Raw genomic sequence first — 18,059 nt, 5'->3', positions numbered from 1 at the left:
AATGCGGCCATGGCCTATGGCATGACGCTGGTGCTGCACAAGACCTTCGACGCGCAACGGGTACTGCAGAGCATTGAGCAGCACCGGGCGACGCTGTTCGAGGGCGTGCCCACCATGTACATGTACCTGCTCAGTTGCCCGTCGTTGGCCGAGTACGATCTGCGCTCCCTGACGCGTTGCACCGTCGGTGGGCAGACCATGCCCGAGGCCAAGATGCAGCAGGTGGAGGCTGCCCTGGGCTGTCCGTTGATCGAACTGTGGGGCATGACCGAACTCGGTGGACTGGGCACCACGCACAGCCTGTACGGGCCACGTCGGCATGGTTCGATTGGTGTGCCATTGCCGCACCTGGAAGTGCGGGTGATCGATAGCACGGGCAGTGGCGAGGTCGTTCCCCTTGGTGAAGTGGGGGAACTGCAGATTCGCGGCCCGATGACCATGAACGAGTACCTCGGTCAGCCAGAGGCGACGCGGGCCACCCTCGATGCCGATGGCTGGCTGCACACTGGCGATCTGGTGCGGCAAGACGCGCAAGGCTATCTGTACGTGGTCGATCGCCTCAAGGACATGATCATCACCGGCGGCTTCAACATCTACCCCGCGGAGCTCGAGCGGGTGATTGCCGAATATCCGGGTGTGGCGCTGGTTGCGGTGGGCAGCATCGCCGATGAGGACAAGGGCGAGTTGGCCAAGGCCTATATCGTTGTGCAGCCAAACCAGCTTCCCGATATCGCCGACCTGGATCGTCACTGTCGTTCCCGCCTGGCCGCCTACAAGGTGCCCAGGGCCTATCAACTGGTCGAGACGTTGCCGATGACCAGCAGCGGCAAGATCCTGCGGCGCATGCTGCGCACTCTGGATTAATAAAAGCTGGCGGCGTCCCCGCCCGAGGGACACCTCTAAAAACTACCTGCGTTGTCATCGCTGCGTTAAAAATAGGCTCAAAATGCTCATTTACAGCTCGTAAACTCCGCTTTTTCGCCGATTTTTGCCTTGCGCTGACTGCCTCGCCTACGTTTTTCGAGGTGCCCTGAGTCACTCTATTTAACTTCTTAGACGATCAGGACTCATTATGTCGAACGTACTGTGCAAGCCTGTTCCGCAAAGCGTGGCTATTTTTGGCGCCAGTGGTCACATCGGTGGCCCGATGGCGCGTTACCTGCAATTCCATGCACCGCAGGTGCGCTTGCGGCTGATCGGCTCGAATGCCGACAAGGTGGAAATACTGCAAGAGAACTTCCCCGGTGTTGAGGTCGTGCAGGCCAATTACTTCGACCAGGCCAGCCTAGACGCGGCGATGGTCGGCATGGCTGGTGTGATGGTGCTGACCACCACCGGCCTGCGTGAAGAGCCGGCAATGACCAACCTGGTGGCCGCGGTGCGCAAAGCCGGTTGCCTGAGCCACATGATCCGGGTCGTCGGCGTACAGCCCGACAGCAATCCACGACGCATTCCGCAGGCTCTGCGTGACTATGGGCTTGGCCTGGAAATTCAGCACCCGATTGCCCGGCAGATCCTCGATGGGGCCGGGCTGCCCGTGACCTACCTCAATGTTGGCGCAAGCTACATGGATAACTTCCTGCGCATGGTGCCGTCGATCCAGAACGACTTGCTGCCCTGGCCGGATCGCCTCGTCCCCTACGTGGATCCGCGCGAAGTTGGCGAGGCGGCGGCACGCCTGATGCTGTCGGACGATGCCCGTCATATTGGGCAGTTCTATACCCTCAACAATGGCGATACACCGCTGCGTACCTCGGAAGTCGCAAAGCTGATGACCGAGGTCTTCCTGCGGCGCATTCACCATGATGGCAGCCGGGAAGCGCTCGACGAGTATTTTAAACCTCTGGTCGAGGCCGGGCTGTTACCGCCGCAAGTACCGGAATACCTGTGGAATTTCTTCCAGTATGAAGAGGTCAATGCTCCGGTCTGGGTGCCCAATCAATTCCTTGAGCGGGTGCTGGGACGCAAGCCGACGACTATGCGTGCCTGGTTGCAGGAGCATCGCCAGCGCTTCGACAAGGACGACGCGCCGTTGCAGGTATCGACAGAACGGACGAGCGTCACGGCGCAAGTCGAGCCCAGCGCCGGAACCAACGCCATGATCGATGGCCAGTGGGAGTGCGCTGTGAGTACACCTGTTGGCAAGGAGCCTTATCTGTTGCAGGTTTGCGCCAACCCTGACGGCACCCTGCATGGGCAGATGACGCATCAACGCAATGGCAGTGTCATGCCTTTGCTCAACGGTCGATTCAATGGCAATCAGCTTGCCTGGTCGATGCAATTGCTCAAGCCGATCAAGGCTACGCTCAAGGTCGAAGTCAGCGTGGACGGCGACACGTTACAAGGCCACGCCCGTACCGGCTTGTTCGGCAAGGTCGCCTTGCGTGGTCGCAAGCTTTCCGCAAGCGCCTGATTGAGCGGGCTACCGGCCTATGCCGGCGAAGGCAGGTCATGACCAGCCTTCGCCTGCTCCTCTTATGCAATCCCCCTTCCTCCTTCTCTGCGTGCTACCCGGCGCGGGGCGTACGCTGTTGTCTGCAATCCAGACAGACTCCTGGATGAGTGCCAGGTATCGCGCTTATCGATAGGTCTCATCCCAACAAGCGATTAGTCAGAGGTCATCAAGCGCGTCAACCTTTGACCGTCGTCAAGTCGCTCTAGTCTGACGATGTTACCGCGGCTCGCTGATTTGGAAAGGTCGAACTGCCTTGCTCGTCGCGGATGACCAACTAATTAGTTCGCCAACAAAAATAATAAGAGGTTTATCCGATGAACGTTCATGACATTGCCATCGATGCAGTGCGTGCACATCGCACTCTTGTAGGTTCTTCGCGTCATTACGGTGCTACGGCTCTCTCCGAGTTTCCGGCGCGTAGCCGCCTCCCACGTTACCTCGAACCCAGCGCTGCTGGGGTGTCCAGGCGCACCATGCGCTGAGGCATCCGACGCGGGCAGGGCATGCCTTGCATGCGCCTTCATTACTGAATGTTCGAGGTAAATCATGAAGTTAATACAGTGCCTGAGCTGTGCGCTGTTGGTCTTGGTCACGTCCATGAGTCGTGCCGAAAGCGATGCGGTTGGTGATGTGCTGAGTACGCCTTCCCCACAGGTAGGGCGGACGCAGCAGGCGGTTTTCATCGACTTGACGCGGGCTGGCGATCGTCTGGTCGCGGTGGGTGAGCGCGGTCTGGTGTTGCTCTCCGATGATCAGGGGCAGAGTTGGCGACAAGCCCGCGTGCCGGTATCCGTCAGTTTGACGGCTGTGCAGTTCGTCGATGCCAGTCATGGCTGGGCCGTCGGCCATGCGGGGGTGATTCTGGCCACGCAAGATGGCGGCGAGTCCTGGCGTTTGCTGCTCGACGGCGTTCAGGCCGCGCAGTTGGAGGTGGAGGCTGCGCGCCGTGCGTTGCCTGATGCCGCTGATGTCGAGGCCGCTGAGGCTCGCCTGCAAACGGCCGAGCGCATGTTGGTCGAAGGGGCGGACAAGCCTTTTCTTGCCCTGGCCTTCAGTGACGCTCGCCACGGCGTGGTCGTGGGTGCCTACGGCATGGTCTTGCGTACCGATGACGGTGGTCAGACCTGGTACTCCATCGCCGGTCAGATCGACAACCCGATGGGCTTGCATCTCTATGCCATCACGCGTTCGGGACAAGACTGGTTCCTAGCCGGCGAGCAGGGCTATCTGGCGCGCTCTGTCGATGGCGGGGATTCATTTTCTCGGCTGCAAAGCCCCTACGAGGGCAGTTTCTTTACGCTCATCGGAGGTGGCGATGGGGCGCTCTTTGCTGCCGGCTTAAAGGGACATGCCTTCGTCAGTCACGATCGAGGTGAGCACTTCGAGGCTCTGCCGATTCCGGTCCCGCTCTCATTAATTGCGGCAACGGCCATGAACGATGACGGTGTGCTGTTCGCCAATCAAGGCGGGATGCTCTTTCGCAGCGTATCTGGAACGGCTCTTGAACCATTTGGTGAGCCACTGAATATGCCGGTTTCCAGTGTCGTTCAGGCCGCCGATGGCAGTCTCGTGGTCGCAGGTTTCGCGGGTTTGACCCGTTTACCTTTGCGCACCGTCTCTGATGTGGAGTGATTGCAAGATGTCTCGATACACCCCAGGCGTCGAAAACGCCTCACTGCCAGGTTTCGACTCGCGCTCTGGCAATCTACTTGAGCGCCTGTTGTTCAATCATCGTCCGCTGGTGCTGCTGCTGTGCCTGCTACTCACGTTGTTGCTTGGTATGCAGGCCACACGCATCGAGCTTAATGCCAGCTTCGAGAAGATGATCCCCACCGGGCATCCCTACATTGTCAATTACCTGGATAACCAGAAAGAACTGTCGGGCCTGGGTAATGCGTTGCGCATCGCGGTGGTGAATCGTCATGGCGATATCTACGACGCGAATTACCTGGCCACCTTACAGGCGCTCAGTGACAAGATTTATCTGCTGCCCGGCGTCGATCGTGCATACATGAAGTCCCTGTGGACGCCGGCTACGCGCTGGGTCTCCGTTACTGAGGATGGCCTGGATGGTGGTCCGGTGATCCCGGACGCTTACGATGGTAGTCAGGCAACTTTGGCTGTATTGCGGCGCAATGTGCAGCTGTCCAACGAGATAGGCCAATTGGTCGCCTTTGACCAGCGTTCGAGCATCATTTATGTACCGCTGCTAGCCCGTACCAGTGACGGTCAGCCACTGAACTACGCTGCCCTATCTGCTGATCTTGAGGCACTACGCACGCAATATCAGAGTGACGCCATTGACATCCACATCACCGGTTTCGCGAAGAAAATTGGCGACTTGATTGGAGGGCTTGAGCAGATATTGTTGTTTTTTGCTGGCGCTATATTGATTACTGCAGGTGTTCTTTACGTTTACACCCGCTGCCTGCGCAGTACTTTGCTGGTGGTGCTTTGCTCGCTGATTGCTGTGCTTTGGCAACTGGGGTTGTTACCTCTACTGGGTTACCAACTTGACCCCTATTCTGTATTAGTGCCGTTTCTCGTGTTCGCCATTGGTATGAGCCATGGTGCGCAAAAAATGAACGGGATAATGCAGGACATTGGCCGAGGTATGCCAAGGGTCGTGGCCGCGCGAAATACCTTTCGGCGCCTATTCGTCGCTGGTCTGACGGCACTGCTCAGCGATGCTGTGGGTTTCGCTGTGCTGATGTTCATCGATATTCCGGTAATCCAGGATTTGGCCATCGCTGCCAGCATCGGCGTTGCCGTACTGATCATCACTAATCTGATCCTGCTGCCCATCCTGCTTTCTTACCTGGGCGTCAGCCCGGCTGCCGCGCAGCGCAGCCTGCGTGAAGAGCAGGCCGATAATGCCAGCGCGCAACGTCACCCGATGTGGCGTTTACTCGATCTGTTCACCCAAAAACGCTGGGCCAGCATCTGTGTGCTGGTGGCCGCCGGTTTAGCGCTAGGTGGGTACTGGGTGGGGATGAATCTGAAGATCGGCGATCTGGATGCTGGCGCTCCAGAGCTACGCGCTGACTCACGCTACAACCTCGATGATGCATTCATGAACCGCGCCTATGGTGCCAGCAGTGACCTGTTTGCGGTGATGGTGCGCACGCCGGTTGGCGGCTGTGCGAACTATGAAGTCCTGCGCAAGGTTGATGCGCTGGATTGGCAGTTGCGCGAGTTGCCTGGCGTGGATTCGACCAACTCCCTAGCGCTGCTCAATCGTCGCATGCTGGTCGGTCTGTCCGAGGGCAGTCCAAAGTGGTACGAACTGCAGAACAACCAAGCGATGCTCAACATGGTGACAGCGGGTGCGCCGCGTGGTTTGTACAACGAGTCCTGCAGTCTGCTGACTCTGTATGTCTACCTGGCTGACCACAAGGCCGAGACCCTGACCCGCGTGGTCGAGCATGTCGAGCGCTTCGCCGCCGCCAACAATACGGCCGATGTGCAGTTCATGTTGGCTGCCGGCAATGCGGGTATCGAAGCTGCTACCAACATCGTGGTTAAGCAGGCCAACCGCGAGATGCTGTTCTGGGTCTATGGCGCGGTGATTCTGCTGTGTCTGATCACCTTCCGCTCCTGGCGCGCCACGCTGTGTGCGGTGGTGCCGCTGATGCTCACTTCGCTTCTCTGTGAGGCGCTGATGGTCTGGCTGGGTATTGGCGTCAAGGTGGCCACCTTGCCGGTGATCGCCCTCGGCGTGGGCATCGGCATCGATTACGCGCTCTATGTGATGAGCATTTTGCTGGTCTATCAGCGTCAGGGTGCGAGTCTGTCCGAGGCTTATTACCGGGCGCTGGTTTCCACCGGCAAGGTGGTGATGCTGACCGGCGTGACCCTGGCCATCGGTGTAGTGACCTGGCTGTTTTCCCCCATCAAGTTCCAGGCCGACATGGGCGTACTGCTGGCGTTCATGTTCGTCTGGAACATGGTCGGCGCACTGCTGCTATTGCCGGCACTGGCTTACTTCCTGTTACCCACGCAGCGTCGTAGCGATGCTGTCGAAGCGTCACAGGCGAGTGTTGTCCAGGCAACTACCAAACAAACCACTGTCTCGCGTGCTGAGCGCGTGGATAGCGTTGCCAGTCATTGAGCGAAAAACAACAAGAGAGAGACGCCATGAAACAACTAAGCCTGCTGTTGCATGAATTCTGGTCGGGTCTGCCCGAAGCTATCACCTGTTTCGGCGGGGCCTTCTGCGCAGTACTGCGTGAGGAGACTGACCATGAACGTTGAGCGCCAGGCTGGGCTGCCGCAGTCCATTCTCCTGTTGCTGGGCAGTTGTCTGCCGGTGCTTGGTGCCGTGTTGTTGGCACCGATCCTGCCGCGCATGCAGGAACACTTTGCCGATACGCCGGGGGCAGCAGCGCTGGTGCCTATTGCACTGACGATACCGGCCTTGGTGATTGCGCTCTTGGCACCCTTTGCCGGGATGATCGCCGACCGCCTCGGGCGCAGACCGCTTTTGCTGGGCTCCATGGCAATCTATGGGGTCTTCGGCTTGTTGCCGCTGTGGCTGGAGTCGCTGCCGGCCATCGTTGCCAGCCGCGCGGGGCTGGGGCTGGCTGAGGCCGGGATCATGACCTGTTGCACCGCGTTGATGGGCGACTATTACAGTGGCGCGCGTCGCGAGCGTCTTTTCGCCCTGCAGATGGTGGCCTCCTCACTGTCGGCGGCGATCTTTATCGCGGCAGGCGGCATGCTCGGCGAGCATGGCTGGCGCGTGCCCTTTGCCCTGTATGGCCTCGGCTTGTTGTTCCTGCCGCTGATGGCCATGTTTCTCTGGGAGCCGCACGGCCAGGTTGCCGCTAGCGCTGAAATTGCCGACGGCGGATTCCCTTGGCGTGCCCTATCACCGCTGTATGCCTTGTCATTTCTGGCTGGTCTTAGTCTGTTCGTGGTGCCGGTGCAAGCCGGCTATCTGCTTAACCTGCTGCATATCGATGCCCCGCAGCAAATCGGCATGACCATGGGGGCCAATCAACTTGGCGTGTTGGCCGGTGCTTTGGGTTTTCGGCTGATCAGTGGCATGCCGGCACCCCGGCAGATCTTCCTGGCCTTTTTTCTGTCCGGTGTCGGTGGTGCGCTGATGGCCGTTGCCGGCAGCCATGCCCTGGTAGTAATCGCGGTGCTGATCTATGGCCTGGGCATCGGCCTGATGTTGCCGACCTTGATCACCTGGGTCATGTCCCTGGTCGGCTTTCACCAGTGTGGCCGCGCAGCGGGTTTCTTTACCGCAGCGATCTTCGCCGGTGAGTTCGTCAGTCCGCTGGTGGTATTGGCCATAACGGGAGGGGTGAACAGCGTATTGCCGACTGCTCTGGGGATCATCGCGGTGTCGCAACTGCTGGTTGCCGTGGCCTGCCTGGCTCTGCCCAAACGGGCTAAGCAGGCATCTGTTGCCCCTGCCACTGGACAGCCGGTGCGAGGATAAGACGATGACCGACGGTTCGTTTCGTTTGTATTTGCCTGCCCATCGCCATCCAAGGGCGTGCGGTGGCTTCCCGATCTTTGAGGTTTTTTTATGAATCAGTCGCTTTCCGCTGTTGCCATTGCTCAGCTGTTTATAGAAGCGCGCTCGCATAATGCCTGGCTCGATCAGTCGGTGCCGGATGTGCTGCTCAAGCAGCTCTACGACACTCTCAAACAGGGCCCAACAAGCAACAACTGTTGCCCGGCGCGCTTCGTTTTCGTGCGCAGCGCCGAGGCCAAGCAGCAGTTGCTGCCAGCGCTCAAGGGGCACAACGGCGCGAAGATGCTGCAGGCGCCGGTCACTGTCATCGTCGCCTACGACACGCGCTTCTTCGAGCACCTGCCTGAGCTGTTCCCGATTTACGACGCCGCGGCGGCCTATCGCGACGATCCGCAGGCCGCGCATACCGCTGCACTGCGTAACGGCAGCCTGCAAGGTGCCTACCTGATCCTGGCCGCTCGCGCACTGGGGCTCGATTGCGGGCCGATGTCCGGCTTCGACAATGCTCAGGTGGATGCGACCTTCTTCGCCGATGGCCGCTACAAGAGCAACTTCCTCTGCAGTCTCGGCTATGGCGATGCCAGCGCACTGCGCCCGGTTGGGCCTCGCCTGGCGTTCGAGGAGGCGTGCCGCATCCTATGAACAGCGAACTGTTTTCCCTAGAAGGGCAGGTGGCCCTGATCACTGGCGCCACGCGTGGTATCGGCCTGGCGATTGCTCAGGCGTATGGCCGTGCAGGCGCGAAGCTGGTGATCAGCAGCGAGAACCCGGCTGACTGCGAGCGTGCTGTGGCCGGGTTGGCCGGCGAGGGCATCGACGCCTGCGCGCTGGTCGCCGATCTTGCCGATCAGGCTGCTGTAGAGAGGCTGGCCGCTGACGCGCAGGCGCGTCATGGGCGTATCGATGTGTTGGTGTGCAACGCCGGCGTAGCCCCGCACCTGGGGCCATTGGCCAGTGCCACGGCGGCGCAGTGGGAGCTGACCATGACGGTCAACCTGCGCAGTGCCTTGTGGCTGACCAGCGCCCTGTTACCCGGCATGGCCGACCATGGCGGTGGCAGTGTGGTGTTGATGGCCAGCATCGCTGGTGTGCGTGGCAACAAAGGCTTGGGTCTCTACGGTCTGTCCAAGGCCGCGCTGGCGCAACTGGCGCGTAACCTCGCGGTGGAGTGGGGGCCTTCGAACATCCGCGTCAATGCCATCAGCCCGGGTGTTATCCACACCGAGTTCGCCCGCCCGCTGACCGATAACCCCGTCGTTATGGACAAGCGCCTGGCGCTCACGCCCCTGCGCCGGGTCGGCCAGCCGCATGAGGTCGCCGCGCTGGCTCTGTTGCTGGCGAGCCCGGGTGGCGCCTTCATCACCGGTCAGAACCTGATCGTCGACGGTGGCACGACCATCGGCGACGGCAACTAATCGAGGAAAAGACGATGCAAGCACTTCCTGACTTCAAACGTGTGGTGACGGGCCACGATGCGGCCGGACAGGCGGTAGTCGCCCTGTGTGGCCCGACCGCCAACAACTTCCCGCTCAAGGCGGTGCCCGGCACGGTGTTCTACGAGGTGTGGAACAGTCCAACCAGCCCCGCGCCGCTGGACAATGCTGACGACCCTACCAGCAAGCCGCTGCAACTGAGCCCAGGCCCGCAGGGCAGCGTCATCCGCGTGGTGGATATCCCGCCGGATAGCGTACAGAACCAGGTCAGTGCCGAGGATGCTGCCGCCGCCTTTGCCGAAATCGGCGAATCGCATGCCGGCACCGGCCAGGCCGATTCGAAGCACAAACTGATGCACCGCACCGAAACGCTGGACTACGGCATCGTCACCGAAGGCGAAGTCTGGCTGGTGCTCGACGGCGAGGAGGTGCATCTCAAGCGCGGCGACATCGTGGTGCAGCGTGGCACCAACCACGCCTGGAGCAACCGTACCGAACAGATGGCGCGCATGGTCTTCATCCTGCTCGATGGCCGCTATGCCGATGAACTCAAGGAGATGCTGGGATGAAGCTTGCAACGTTGAAGGACGGTAGCCGTGATGGCCGCCTGCTGCTGGTATCCCGCGATCTGACCCGAGCGGTCGATGCATCCGACATCGCTCCCACTCTGCAGGCGGCGGTGGATCACTGGTGGAGCGTGGAGGCCGATCTACACAGGCGCTATGACGCGTTGAACCAGAACGAACTGGATAACGCCTTTGACTTCGATCCGGCGGCGGTTGCTGCGCCGCTGCCGCGCGCCTGGCAATGGCTCGATGGCTCGTGCTTCCTCAGTCATGGGGAGTTGATGCAGCGCGCCTTTCATCTTGATCCCATCGAAGGCGTCGAGCACACGCCACTGATGTATCAGGGCGCTGGCGACGATTTCCTTGGAGCTTGCGACGATATCCCCTTGCCCAGCGAAAGCCATGGCATCGATTTCGAGGGCGAGTTCGCGGTGCTGACCGATGAAGTACCGATGGGCTGTTCGGCCGAGCAGGCCATGCAGCACATCCGTCTGATCCTGCAACTCAACGATGTCAGCCTGCGGGCCCTGGCGCCGCGCGAGATGAAGACCGGCTTCGGCTTCCTCCAGGCCAAGCCGACCACCAGTTTCGCGCCGGTCGCCGTGACCCCGGACGAACTGGGTGAGGCCTGGCGTGACGGGCGTGTGCACCTGCCGTTGCAGGTGGAGTGGAACGGCAAATGGTTCGGCCATCCCCATGGCGGCGCCATGCACTTTGGCTTCCATCAATTGATCGCCCATGCGGCGCTGTCCCGGCGCTTGAGTGCTGGCACGCTGATCGGCTCGGGCACCGTGTCCAATGACGATCGCTCGGTGGGTTCGGCCTGCATCGCTGAGCGGCGGGCCATCGAGATGATTGCGCATGGCGCACCGCAAACCGGGTTTATGCGCTTCGGTGACCGCGTCCGCATGGAGGCGTTGGGCAGCGACGGACAGTCGTTGTTCGGTGGCATTGATCAGTGTGTTGTAGCGGCCGCTAACTGAGGAGTACGTCATGCGTGTGATGATTACGGGGGCCAACGGCTTTGTCGGTCGGGCGCTAGCACAACGCCTGCTCGACAGAGGGGAAGTGCGTGGTCAGACGATCAGTGTGCTGATGCTGCTGGACAAGGATTTACAGGGATTTCCCGAGGACAAACGCTTGCGCCGCCATTACGGTAGCGTGACTGACGCTGCGTTATTGCGCCGTGCCCTGGCCGATGGTATCGACGTGGTGTTCCATCTGGTGAGCATCCCTGGTGGTGCCGCCGAGGAGCAGTATGATCTCGGTTATCAGGTCAATTTGCTGGCCAGTTTGGAGTTGCTTGACCAATTGCGCAGCCAGCCTGGCGCGCCGGTGCTAGTGTACGCCAGCAGCGTGGCGGTATACGGTGGCGAGCTACCGGTGCGGATGGACGAAAGTGCCGCAGTACGTCCCGAACTGAGTTATGGCGCGCACAAACTTATGGTAGAAACGGCGCTCAGCGACTTGGCCCGGCGTGGCGAGGTGGACGGTCGTGCGGTGCGCCTGCCAGGCATCGTCGCCCGTCCGCGTGCACCCAACGGCCTACGCTCGGCCTTTATGAGCGACCTGCTGCAAGCCTTTGCCGCTGGCGAGCCCTATCGCTGTCCTGTCTCTGCAGAAGCGAGTTGTTGGTGGATGTCACTGCGTTGTTGCGTGGACAACCTGCTTCACGCCGCCGAGCTGGACAGCGATAGCCTCGGCCAGTCGCGCGTATGGCAATTGCCGTTACTGAAATTGACCATCGCCCAGGTAATCGATGCTATGGCCAATGCCTATGGGCAGGACCGTCGTGGGTTGATCAGCTTCGCCCCTGATGCTGGCCTGGAGGCCCTGTTCGGCAGCGCTCCGACGATGAAAACCGCACAGGCCCGTGGCCTTGGCTTTCGTCATGATGGCTCAGCTGCCGCACTGGTGCGTAATTCCCTTAATCCTTTGTCTGCGGCGCGACGTTCGCGCAGCGCAGGAGTGACAGCCCATGCAACCGACTAAACGCCGCCTGGTGGACCTCTCCGTTACTCTCGACAACAACCCCTACACCGACCCGCCGCCGCTGCTGCCGAAGATCGATTACATGGATCATCAGCAGGGTTGGCCGGAAATGGCCGCCATGTTTCCCGGCCTGTCCAAGGCGCAGATGCCGGGTGACGAAGCCTGGGCCGCCGAGCGCCTGGATATCACCACCCACAGCGGCACGCACATGGATGCACCCTGGCACTACGCCTCGACCACCGACGGTGGCAAGCCGGCGTTCGGTATCGATGAGCTGCCGCTGGACTGGTGTCTACAGCCGGGGGTGAAGCTGGACTTCCGTCACCTCGCGGACGGCCATGTCGTGACGGCGGCCGAGGTCGAGGCTGAGCTGGCACGCATCGGCCATGACCTGCAGCCGCTGGATATCGTGTTGGTCAATACCCGTGCCGGTGCACTGTTCGGCCAGCCTGGCTACCTGGAGGCCGGTGTTGGCATGGGCCGCGAAGCGACCCTCTACTTGCTCGAACGCGGCGTGCGAGTGGTCGGCACCGATGCCTGGAGTTGGGATGCCCCGTTCAAGTACACCCGCGAGCGCTTCGCCGAAAGTGGCGATGCCTCGATCATCTGGGAAGGCCACAAGGCCGGTCGTGACATCGGCTACGGGCAGATGGAAAAACTGGCCAACCTCGACAGCCTGCCGGCCAATGGTTTTCTGGTGTCGTGCTTCCCGTACAAGATCAAACATGCCTCGGCGGGTTTCGTGCGCGCTGTGGCGATCTTCGAGGATTGATGCCGCGAAAGTGGCTTGATGAGTCGCGTTGTAAGCGGGCGTTTTGACTCCGTGGCGCCCGCCTTTCTCCCAGAACAGCGTTCAGGGAGTTTTTATTCTCCTCACCCTGGCGGCAGTCAGCGCCGAAGTGAGTAAACCCAGCGACGCCGAGGATGATTCAGGTGTCGCTCCAGAATGAGCAGAGGGCAACATGATCGCTAACACACTGAACCGTTTTTTCCTCGCCAGCATGCTGTGTGGCTTCGCCGCGCCGGTGCTGGCCAGCCCATCGCCAAGCGAAGTGTTCGAGCAGTACGTCAAGGCCGCCAATAGCGGAGACATGACCAGGATCGCCAGCCTGATCGCCGATGATGTAGAGCGTTCGGATTTCGTCGGTTGCACGGCTGATATGGACAACCCGACCTGTCTGCTGCACTACATCAAAACCACGGTGGTCGATCCTAAAAGCCAGATCCAGGTTACCCGGCTCGAACTTTCGGGCGATGTGGTCGATGCCTCCCTGGAGTTACGTGGTGAACTGACCAAGCGGGCAGGCGTGGAGCGGATTCTTGGCCGCGACGTGGTGCGCGTTGAGGGCGGGCTTATCAAGGCTTTCCACTTCATACCCGATTTCACCGATGAGTCCACGGCGGTATTCTTCGGCTCACTCGGCATTGGCCCGCGCGCCTCGAAGCCAGCTACGCAGAACTGATTCGTTCGCGCACGGAGTGACCATCATGTATCGAATCAACGGGCTGTTGGCTGTACTCGCGCTGCTGTTCGTCAACGCAACGGCGCAGGCCGACGAGGAGCAACTGGCGCGGCAATTGCTGCTGCGCGCCGTCGACTATTACCAGGTGCAGGGTGATGCGGCTCTGGCGGCCTTCAGTCGGCAGGGGGAGTTCATTCAGGGTGATCGCTATGTGTTTGTTGTCGATACGGCGGGCACCATGCTCGCCAGTGGCGGCCCTTCAGCGGTACTGATTGGTCGGGATGTCTCGGAAGTGCTAGAGCCGGAATTACGCAAAGCCTTCGAGCAGGCTCTGCAGGCCACTGAGGACAATGGTGTGCAGGCGGTCGAATACCGCTGGATGAACCAACGGGATGGCCGCGAAGAGCTGAAGCGCGTGTACTTTCAGCGGGTCGGTGAGCGCCTGATAGCGGTCGGGCATTACCTGCCTCGGGCCACACCTGAGCAGGCCGAAACGTTGTTGCAGCATGCGGCGAAGGCTATCGAGGCTGATCCAGAGGCTAGTTTTGAAGCGATCAATAGCCTGTCGAGCAACTTCCGCGTGGATGACTTGTATGTCTTCGTGATTGACCTGCGCAATCAACGTTATGTCGCTCATGGTTACAACAAGCGCCTGCTGGGCGTGGATTTTGCCACTATCCATGACCCTGACGGTCAGCCGGTCGGCGCGCCGATACTGCAACTGATGCGGCACGCCAATACCGGCGGCACTGACTATCGCTGGAAGAACCCAGTGACCAGCAAGGTTGAGAAAAAACACGTTCTGCTGCGCAAGGTCGGTGATTATCTTGTTGCGGTTGGTTACTACCGTAAGGACTGACTGGCACTTTCAGCGGTTGGCGAGTTGTTCCGCCAACCGCAGATCGTCCATGCGCCAGGCAATCAGCAATGGTGCCAGCGCCAGAACAGCGCATAGCAGCAGTAAATAACTGAACGCTTGGTCGGGGAAACGCACGTTTAAGGCCATGAACAGGCTCATCAGCAGTGCCGCCCAAGCGCACCTCCTAGCCCTCGAACCAATCCGCAGCAAGCGGTAGCGACGCCTAGTTGCGTGTGTGGGGCCGCATTCTGTATCGCTACTAACACGGTAGGAAACTGCAGGCCTAGGGCGATGCCAGTTAGGAACAGAAACGTCAGAAGTGGCAGTTGACTGCCAACAGTCCAAGCGATGCCGCTAAGGGTGAGTGGCAGAGCTGCGCAGCCGGCAAGAATCAGCGGTTTGTAGCGCTTTAGGTGCGAGCTGAGGCGGCCTCCGCTGTAGGCCCCTACGGGGACTCCGGAGGCCAATGCGATCAGCAGCAGCGTGGCATTGCTGCTTTGTGCTTGCAGGGGAATCAGTACCGCCAAACCCAATGACAGAAAATTGCTGAACAGCATTAGAATCAGTCCGGCGCGCAGGGTCGGAATCCGCAGCAGAGTCGGTGGTATCAGCGGCTCTCTGGCCTTGGTCTGCCAGTAACTGAACGCCATGATCCCGAGCGTGCCTGTCAGCAGCATCGCCGCATGCTCGGCGCTCCTCCATGGCTCGCCATGGCCGATACGGGTAATCAGCAGCATGAGGCTGACCAAGCTTAGGATCAGCAGGCCGCAGCCTAAGTAGTCGACCTTGCTGGTTGTTCTGCTGTTGGCCAACCCCTGCAAGCCGCGTTGGGCCAGAAACAGGGCAACCAGGCCCAATGGCAGGTTGATCAGGAATACCCCGCGCCAGGACCACTCACCAATAAATGTGCCTAACAACGGACCTGCCAGGCTCGCGATTGCGTACATACCGCTGAACCAGGCCTGATAACGACCCCGTTCTGCCGGTGCGATCAGCTCGCCGATCAGGCCAAGAATACAGGTCATCATTGCCCCCGCGGCTATGCCTTGAAGGGTGCGGGCTGCGACCAGCTCAGCGATATTGCGGGTCAGGCTGCATAGCAGAGAGGCGCAGATGAATAGCACGATGGCGCCATACAGCAGGCGTGTGCGGCCGAACAGGTCGCCCAGTTTGCCAGCGATGGGGGTCGCCACAGTCATGGCCAGCAGATAGGCCGATACCACCCAGGGCAGATATTCCGGCAGTGCCAGTTCATGCGCGATGTTGGGCAGAACTACCGCAATGATGGTTTGATCTAGCGCGGCGAGAAACAGCGCCAGCATCAGGCCACCGAGGATTTTGCGTAAACGACTCTCGTCGATGCGTTTGTTCATGATGGTCTTATGCGTTCCGCTATTTGTTGGCTTTTCGATCCGATTTGCTCCATGTAATAGGCGACACTTTCTGGGACAAATTCTCCTTCCTGCTGCAGCAAATGATGGCGGATGTAATTGTATGTGCGCTCCAGCTTTGCCAGCTCTTTAGCGTGTTCAGGCAGGCTACTGTGTAGCGCGGCAAAGTCCTGCAGAATTGCTTGATCTAGGGTATTCGGTGCGCCTTGCTTGATGGCGTCGACGTAGACGGCCAGCGAACCGAAGACACGGGTTTGGTAGAACAGCAGTAGGCGCTGGCTATTCAGGGTCAGGCCCTGCAGTTGCTGTAGTGCCGCACTCTCTGCTTCAGCTGTCTGCGAGAGCTGTTGTGCCAACTCATCTAGCTTTGCTTGAGATTCGAGTATCGGGTTTATCCAGATTGGGTAGAGCGCTTTCTGGTCATCTTGCTTCAGCTCTAGGTCATCTATCAGCGCCTGGAAACGACGACCTTCGGTTTGCAACGCAGGTGAGGGAACTTGATGCAAGTGCTTTTGCAGACGCTGCAAGTCCGCGCGGTATTTTTCGGCGTGCTGCGGATCGCCCCTACCGGTTCTGGTGTTGTAGTACAGGAGTAAATGACTGGTTGCACTGAAGGCTAGGTAGCGAATCTTCAGGAGGTTTTCCTGGGCGTCTTGGGCACAGGCCAGGATTGGACAGAACAGCAGGGCAAGTAGGATCTGTTTCAGCTGCATGGCGTATTCCTTCTTATTTTTAGGCGCATGCTGTATGCGTCGTCTGGGCTCATGCTGAGCCCAGGCCTTGTGCTGGCTGGCCGTGAGCCAAGAGTCCTAGGCGGACGCGTTTGGAGAGTGTCGTTGACTCTCTTGTGAAGAGTCGGTGCTGCTGTCGTGAGGATGGTGCAGGCACGAGAGGAGGGTGCCTATCGTGCCTAGCTCGCGGATGTTGCCAAGCTTATGGCCGGCATGAATCACGCTAAGCAAGCGCGGCAAATTGCAGCTTATCGCCATGAATTACCAATTGTGTTTAGCTCTACGAGGTATCTTCTGGAGGAATACATTGGATGTGCGCTTGCTAGCTGTTCTTATGATGTTTTAAATGCATTGGAGCGTTCAGAAAATTGGTTGTTATCTTCGGATTTGCCTTTGCTGTTTGAGGCTGCTTCGCTATTCACAGGCTGCTTGGGACCGGTTTTCGATGATCCTGCGGGTAGGGTTAGTGCCGAATAGATAAATCTGTCCAGTTTTTTCTTGTGTCCTTCTTCTTGTAGGTATAATCGCAAAATTGTTTAATTGATTTGGATGTTTATTTGTGAAATTAGACTTCAAGTGGTCTCGCATGGAAAATCTCTCCACTCTTGAGTTTTTTTCAATCATCAAAGCAAGAGAGTCTGTTTTTGTTGTCGAGCAGCAGTGTCCTTATCAAGAAACCGATGATATGGATTTGCATTCATGGCATCTCGCTGTGTCTATAGATAGTCAATTGGCTGCTTATGTTCGGGTTGTTGATTCTGGTATTAAGTATGAGCAGCCTTCAATTGGCCGGGTTATGACCGTTTCGGCGTTTAGGGATCTAAAAATTGGTCGTTCACTAATGAATGAAGCTATTCGCTTTACTGAAGAGAAATACCCTGGAGCGGGTATAAAAATTGGTGCTCAAGTTTATTTGCAAAAATTTTATGAATCGCTTGGTTTTGAAGCGGTCAGTTACCCATACGATGAAGATGGTATTCCACATATAGACATGGTTAAGCCGGCTATAAATGCAGGCTAACAAAATTCATGTATGAGGTTTGCCAGGAATGGGTGAGCTTTAGGCTAATTGGTTTGAGCTAATAAATCCGTCCATTTTTATAAGCGTTAGGTTAAAAGGAAGCACCTATGAGCATTTCAAAAGCATTTGCCTTATTTATAAAAGAAGCTCCGGCTCATGCGCAGGCGTGGATGCAGGCGGCCAAGTCACTTGATGCTGCCAGCGCATTGGATAAAAAGACCGAAGAGTTGGCCTATATTGCTGTTCTCGCGGCGACTGGAAATAACTCAGGTATTCCATTTCATGTGCTTTCTGCCAAGGCGCATGGTGCATCAAGACAGGAAGTATTGAGTGCCGTGCTTGTGGGGTTGCCTGCGGCCGGTGCAGTGGTTATTGGTGCTATTCCTGCTGCTGTAGAGGCATATGATGGGCAAAACCAATAAGGCCTGATGCAAGCAGAATCGCATGCCGAAGCATGCAACACTTCAGCGGTATAGCGCATGGCACCTTGCCCATGCAAAAGGCATTGGGGTTTCGCTTAGGGATGCTCTGAAGTAGCCCTGTATTTCCGGTCGACTTCAGCCCTTGCTGATTTTTAAAACGGCAACTGACCAAAAAACGATCAGTATCTCGCATATTTCAGTGTTTTTAGCCGCTGCGAACGCTTCGCAGCGGCTA

The 18,059-nt window shown here is 58.7% G+C and carries 18 protein-coding genes; 15 read left to right on the top strand and 3 right to left on the bottom strand.

Annotation, left to right across the window (positions count from 1 at the left end):
- From VCA57_RS23350 to VCA57_RS23290, 13 genes are all read left to right on the top strand, one after another.
- A partial coding sequence (locus tag VCA57_RS23350) for a class I adenylate-forming enzyme family protein (protein WP_411188156.1) occupies positions 1-864 on the top strand: 864 nt, incomplete at its 5' end.
- Between the two features lie 208 nt (positions 865-1,072).
- Positions 1,073-2,413, top strand: a complete 1,341-nt coding sequence (locus tag VCA57_RS23345; protein ID WP_411188154.1) for an NmrA family NAD(P)-binding protein — start codon at positions 1,073-1,075, stop codon at positions 2,411-2,413.
- A 588-nt stretch (positions 2,414-3,001) separates the two neighbouring features.
- Entirely contained in the window at positions 3,002-4,087 is a 1,086-nt protein-coding gene (locus tag VCA57_RS23340; protein WP_411188152.1) for a WD40/YVTN/BNR-like repeat-containing protein, read from the top strand.
- A 7-nt stretch (positions 4,088-4,094) separates the two neighbouring features.
- Positions 4,095-6,566 carry an efflux RND transporter permease subunit gene (locus tag VCA57_RS23335; RefSeq protein ID WP_411188150.1) on the top strand — a complete coding sequence of 824 codons (2,472 nt, stop codon included), beginning with the start codon at positions 4,095-4,097 and terminating at the stop codon, positions 6,564-6,566.
- 132 nt (positions 6,567-6,698) lie between these two features.
- The gene (locus VCA57_RS23330) at positions 6,699-7,907 is read left to right on the top strand and encodes an MFS transporter (RefSeq protein WP_411188148.1); all 1,209 of its coding nucleotides are present in this window, start codon (positions 6,699-6,701) and stop codon (positions 7,905-7,907) included.
- Positions 7,908-7,997: 90 nt separating this feature from the next.
- Positions 7,998-8,588: a malonic semialdehyde reductase gene (locus tag VCA57_RS23325; RefSeq protein ID WP_411188146.1), complete on the top strand. Its 591-nt coding sequence runs from the start codon at positions 7,998-8,000 to the stop codon at positions 8,586-8,588.
- A complete protein-coding gene (locus tag VCA57_RS23320) occupies positions 8,585-9,361 on the top strand; it encodes an SDR family NAD(P)-dependent oxidoreductase (RefSeq protein ID WP_411188144.1) in 777 nt (258 codons plus the stop codon). The genes VCA57_RS23325 and VCA57_RS23320 overlap by 4 nt, the downstream gene beginning before the upstream one ends.
- A gap of 14 nt (positions 9,362-9,375) precedes the next feature.
- The gene (locus tag VCA57_RS23315; RefSeq protein WP_411188142.1) at positions 9,376-9,948 is read left to right on the top strand and encodes a cupin domain-containing protein; all 573 of its coding nucleotides are present in this window, start codon (positions 9,376-9,378) and stop codon (positions 9,946-9,948) included.
- Positions 9,945-10,928, top strand: coding sequence for a fumarylacetoacetate hydrolase family protein (locus VCA57_RS23310; protein ID WP_411188140.1), 984 nt, complete (start codon positions 9,945-9,947; stop codon positions 10,926-10,928). The genes VCA57_RS23315 and VCA57_RS23310 overlap by 4 nt, the downstream gene beginning before the upstream one ends.
- A 10-nt stretch (positions 10,929-10,938) precedes the next feature.
- Positions 10,939-11,937 (top strand): NAD-dependent epimerase/dehydratase family protein, encoded by a 999-nt coding sequence (locus VCA57_RS23305; RefSeq protein ID WP_411188138.1) that lies wholly within the window; start codon positions 10,939-10,941, stop codon positions 11,935-11,937.
- Positions 11,924-12,709, top strand: coding sequence for a cyclase family protein (locus VCA57_RS23300; protein ID WP_411188136.1), 786 nt, complete (start codon positions 11,924-11,926; stop codon positions 12,707-12,709). The genes VCA57_RS23305 and VCA57_RS23300 overlap by 14 nt, the downstream gene beginning before the upstream one ends.
- Positions 12,710-12,899: 190 nt before the next feature.
- Complete coding sequence (locus VCA57_RS23295; protein WP_411188134.1) at positions 12,900-13,400, top strand: nuclear transport factor 2 family protein; 501 nt, start codon at positions 12,900-12,902, stop codon at positions 13,398-13,400.
- 25 nt (positions 13,401-13,425) lie between these two features.
- Complete coding sequence (locus tag VCA57_RS23290) at positions 13,426-14,259, top strand: cache domain-containing protein (protein ID WP_411188132.1); 834 nt, start codon at positions 13,426-13,428, stop codon at positions 14,257-14,259.
- 9 nt (positions 14,260-14,268) lie between these two features.
- Here the strand turns inward: VCA57_RS23290 and VCA57_RS23285 are convergent, their stop codons facing one another.
- The 3 genes from VCA57_RS23285 to VCA57_RS23275 are packed head-to-tail and all read right to left on the bottom strand — an operon-like array spanning position 14,269 to position 16,363.
- Positions 14,269-14,418 carry a hypothetical protein gene (locus tag VCA57_RS23285; RefSeq protein WP_411188130.1) on the bottom strand — a complete coding sequence of 50 codons (150 nt, stop codon included), beginning with the start codon at positions 14,416-14,418 and terminating at the stop codon, positions 14,269-14,271.
- Positions 14,418-15,632, bottom strand: a complete 1,215-nt coding sequence (locus tag VCA57_RS23280; RefSeq protein ID WP_411188128.1) for an MFS transporter — start codon at positions 15,630-15,632, stop codon at positions 14,418-14,420. Before VCA57_RS23280 ends, VCA57_RS23285 begins: the two co-directional genes overlap by 1 nt.
- Complete coding sequence (locus tag VCA57_RS23275) at positions 15,629-16,363, bottom strand: hypothetical protein (RefSeq protein WP_411188126.1); 735 nt, start codon at positions 16,361-16,363, stop codon at positions 15,629-15,631. Before VCA57_RS23275 ends, VCA57_RS23280 begins: the two co-directional genes overlap by 4 nt.
- A gap of 604 nt (positions 16,364-16,967) precedes the next feature.
- Here VCA57_RS23275 and VCA57_RS23270 point away from each other — a divergent pair.
- A complete protein-coding gene (locus tag VCA57_RS23270) occupies positions 16,968-17,402 on the top strand; it encodes a GNAT family N-acetyltransferase (RefSeq protein WP_411188124.1) in 435 nt (144 codons plus the stop codon).
- A 107-nt stretch (positions 17,403-17,509) separates the two neighbouring features.
- Entirely contained in the window at positions 17,510-17,824 is a 315-nt protein-coding gene (locus VCA57_RS23265; protein WP_411188123.1) for a carboxymuconolactone decarboxylase family protein, read from the top strand.
- The last annotated feature ends 235 nt before the right edge of the window (positions 17,825-18,059 follow it).

The sequence above is a fragment of the Pseudomonas sp. genome, assembly GCF_046581935.1.
Taxonomy (GTDB): domain Bacteria; phylum Pseudomonadota; class Gammaproteobacteria; order Pseudomonadales; family Pseudomonadaceae; genus Aquipseudomonas.
This window is presented reverse-complemented; position numbering and strand designations above follow the sequence as displayed.

Excerpts from the sequence above, each read along its gene's own strand:
- VCA57_RS23305 (WP_411188138.1), top strand. The coding sequence starts at position 10,939 with ATGCGTGTGATGATTACGGGGGCCAACGGCTTTGTCGGTCGGGCGCTA.
- VCA57_RS23285 (WP_411188130.1), bottom strand. The coding sequence starts at position 14,418 with ATGAGCCTGTTCATGGCCTTAAACGTGCGTTTCCCCGACCAAGCGTTC.
- VCA57_RS23315 (WP_411188142.1), top strand. The coding sequence starts at position 9,376 with ATGCAAGCACTTCCTGACTTCAAACGTGTGGTGACGGGCCACGATGCG.
- VCA57_RS23280 (WP_411188128.1), bottom strand. The coding sequence starts at position 15,632 with ATGAACAAACGCATCGACGAGAGTCGTTTACGCAAAATCCTCGGTGGC.
- VCA57_RS23275 (WP_411188126.1), bottom strand. The coding sequence starts at position 16,363 with ATGCAGCTGAAACAGATCCTACTTGCCCTGCTGTTCTGTCCAATCCTG.
- VCA57_RS23290 (WP_411188132.1), top strand. The coding sequence starts at position 13,426 with ATGTATCGAATCAACGGGCTGTTGGCTGTACTCGCGCTGCTGTTCGTC.
- VCA57_RS23325 (WP_411188146.1), top strand. The coding sequence starts at position 7,998 with ATGAATCAGTCGCTTTCCGCTGTTGCCATTGCTCAGCTGTTTATAGAA.
- VCA57_RS23335 (WP_411188150.1), top strand. The coding sequence starts at position 4,095 with ATGTCTCGATACACCCCAGGCGTCGAAAACGCCTCACTGCCAGGTTTC.
- VCA57_RS23265 (WP_411188123.1), top strand. The coding sequence starts at position 17,510 with ATGAGCATTTCAAAAGCATTTGCCTTATTTATAAAAGAAGCTCCGGCT.
- VCA57_RS23345 (WP_411188154.1), top strand. The coding sequence starts at position 1,073 with ATGTCGAACGTACTGTGCAAGCCTGTTCCGCAAAGCGTGGCTATTTTT.
- VCA57_RS23310 (WP_411188140.1), top strand. The coding sequence starts at position 9,945 with ATGAAGCTTGCAACGTTGAAGGACGGTAGCCGTGATGGCCGCCTGCTG.
- VCA57_RS23300 (WP_411188136.1), top strand. The coding sequence starts at position 11,924 with ATGCAACCGACTAAACGCCGCCTGGTGGACCTCTCCGTTACTCTCGAC.
- VCA57_RS23295 (WP_411188134.1), top strand. The coding sequence starts at position 12,900 with ATGATCGCTAACACACTGAACCGTTTTTTCCTCGCCAGCATGCTGTGT.
- VCA57_RS23340 (WP_411188152.1), top strand. The coding sequence starts at position 3,002 with ATGAAGTTAATACAGTGCCTGAGCTGTGCGCTGTTGGTCTTGGTCACG.
- VCA57_RS23270 (WP_411188124.1), top strand. The coding sequence starts at position 16,968 with ATGGAAAATCTCTCCACTCTTGAGTTTTTTTCAATCATCAAAGCAAGA.
- VCA57_RS23320 (WP_411188144.1), top strand. The coding sequence starts at position 8,585 with ATGAACAGCGAACTGTTTTCCCTAGAAGGGCAGGTGGCCCTGATCACT.
- VCA57_RS23330 (WP_411188148.1), top strand. The coding sequence starts at position 6,699 with ATGAACGTTGAGCGCCAGGCTGGGCTGCCGCAGTCCATTCTCCTGTTG.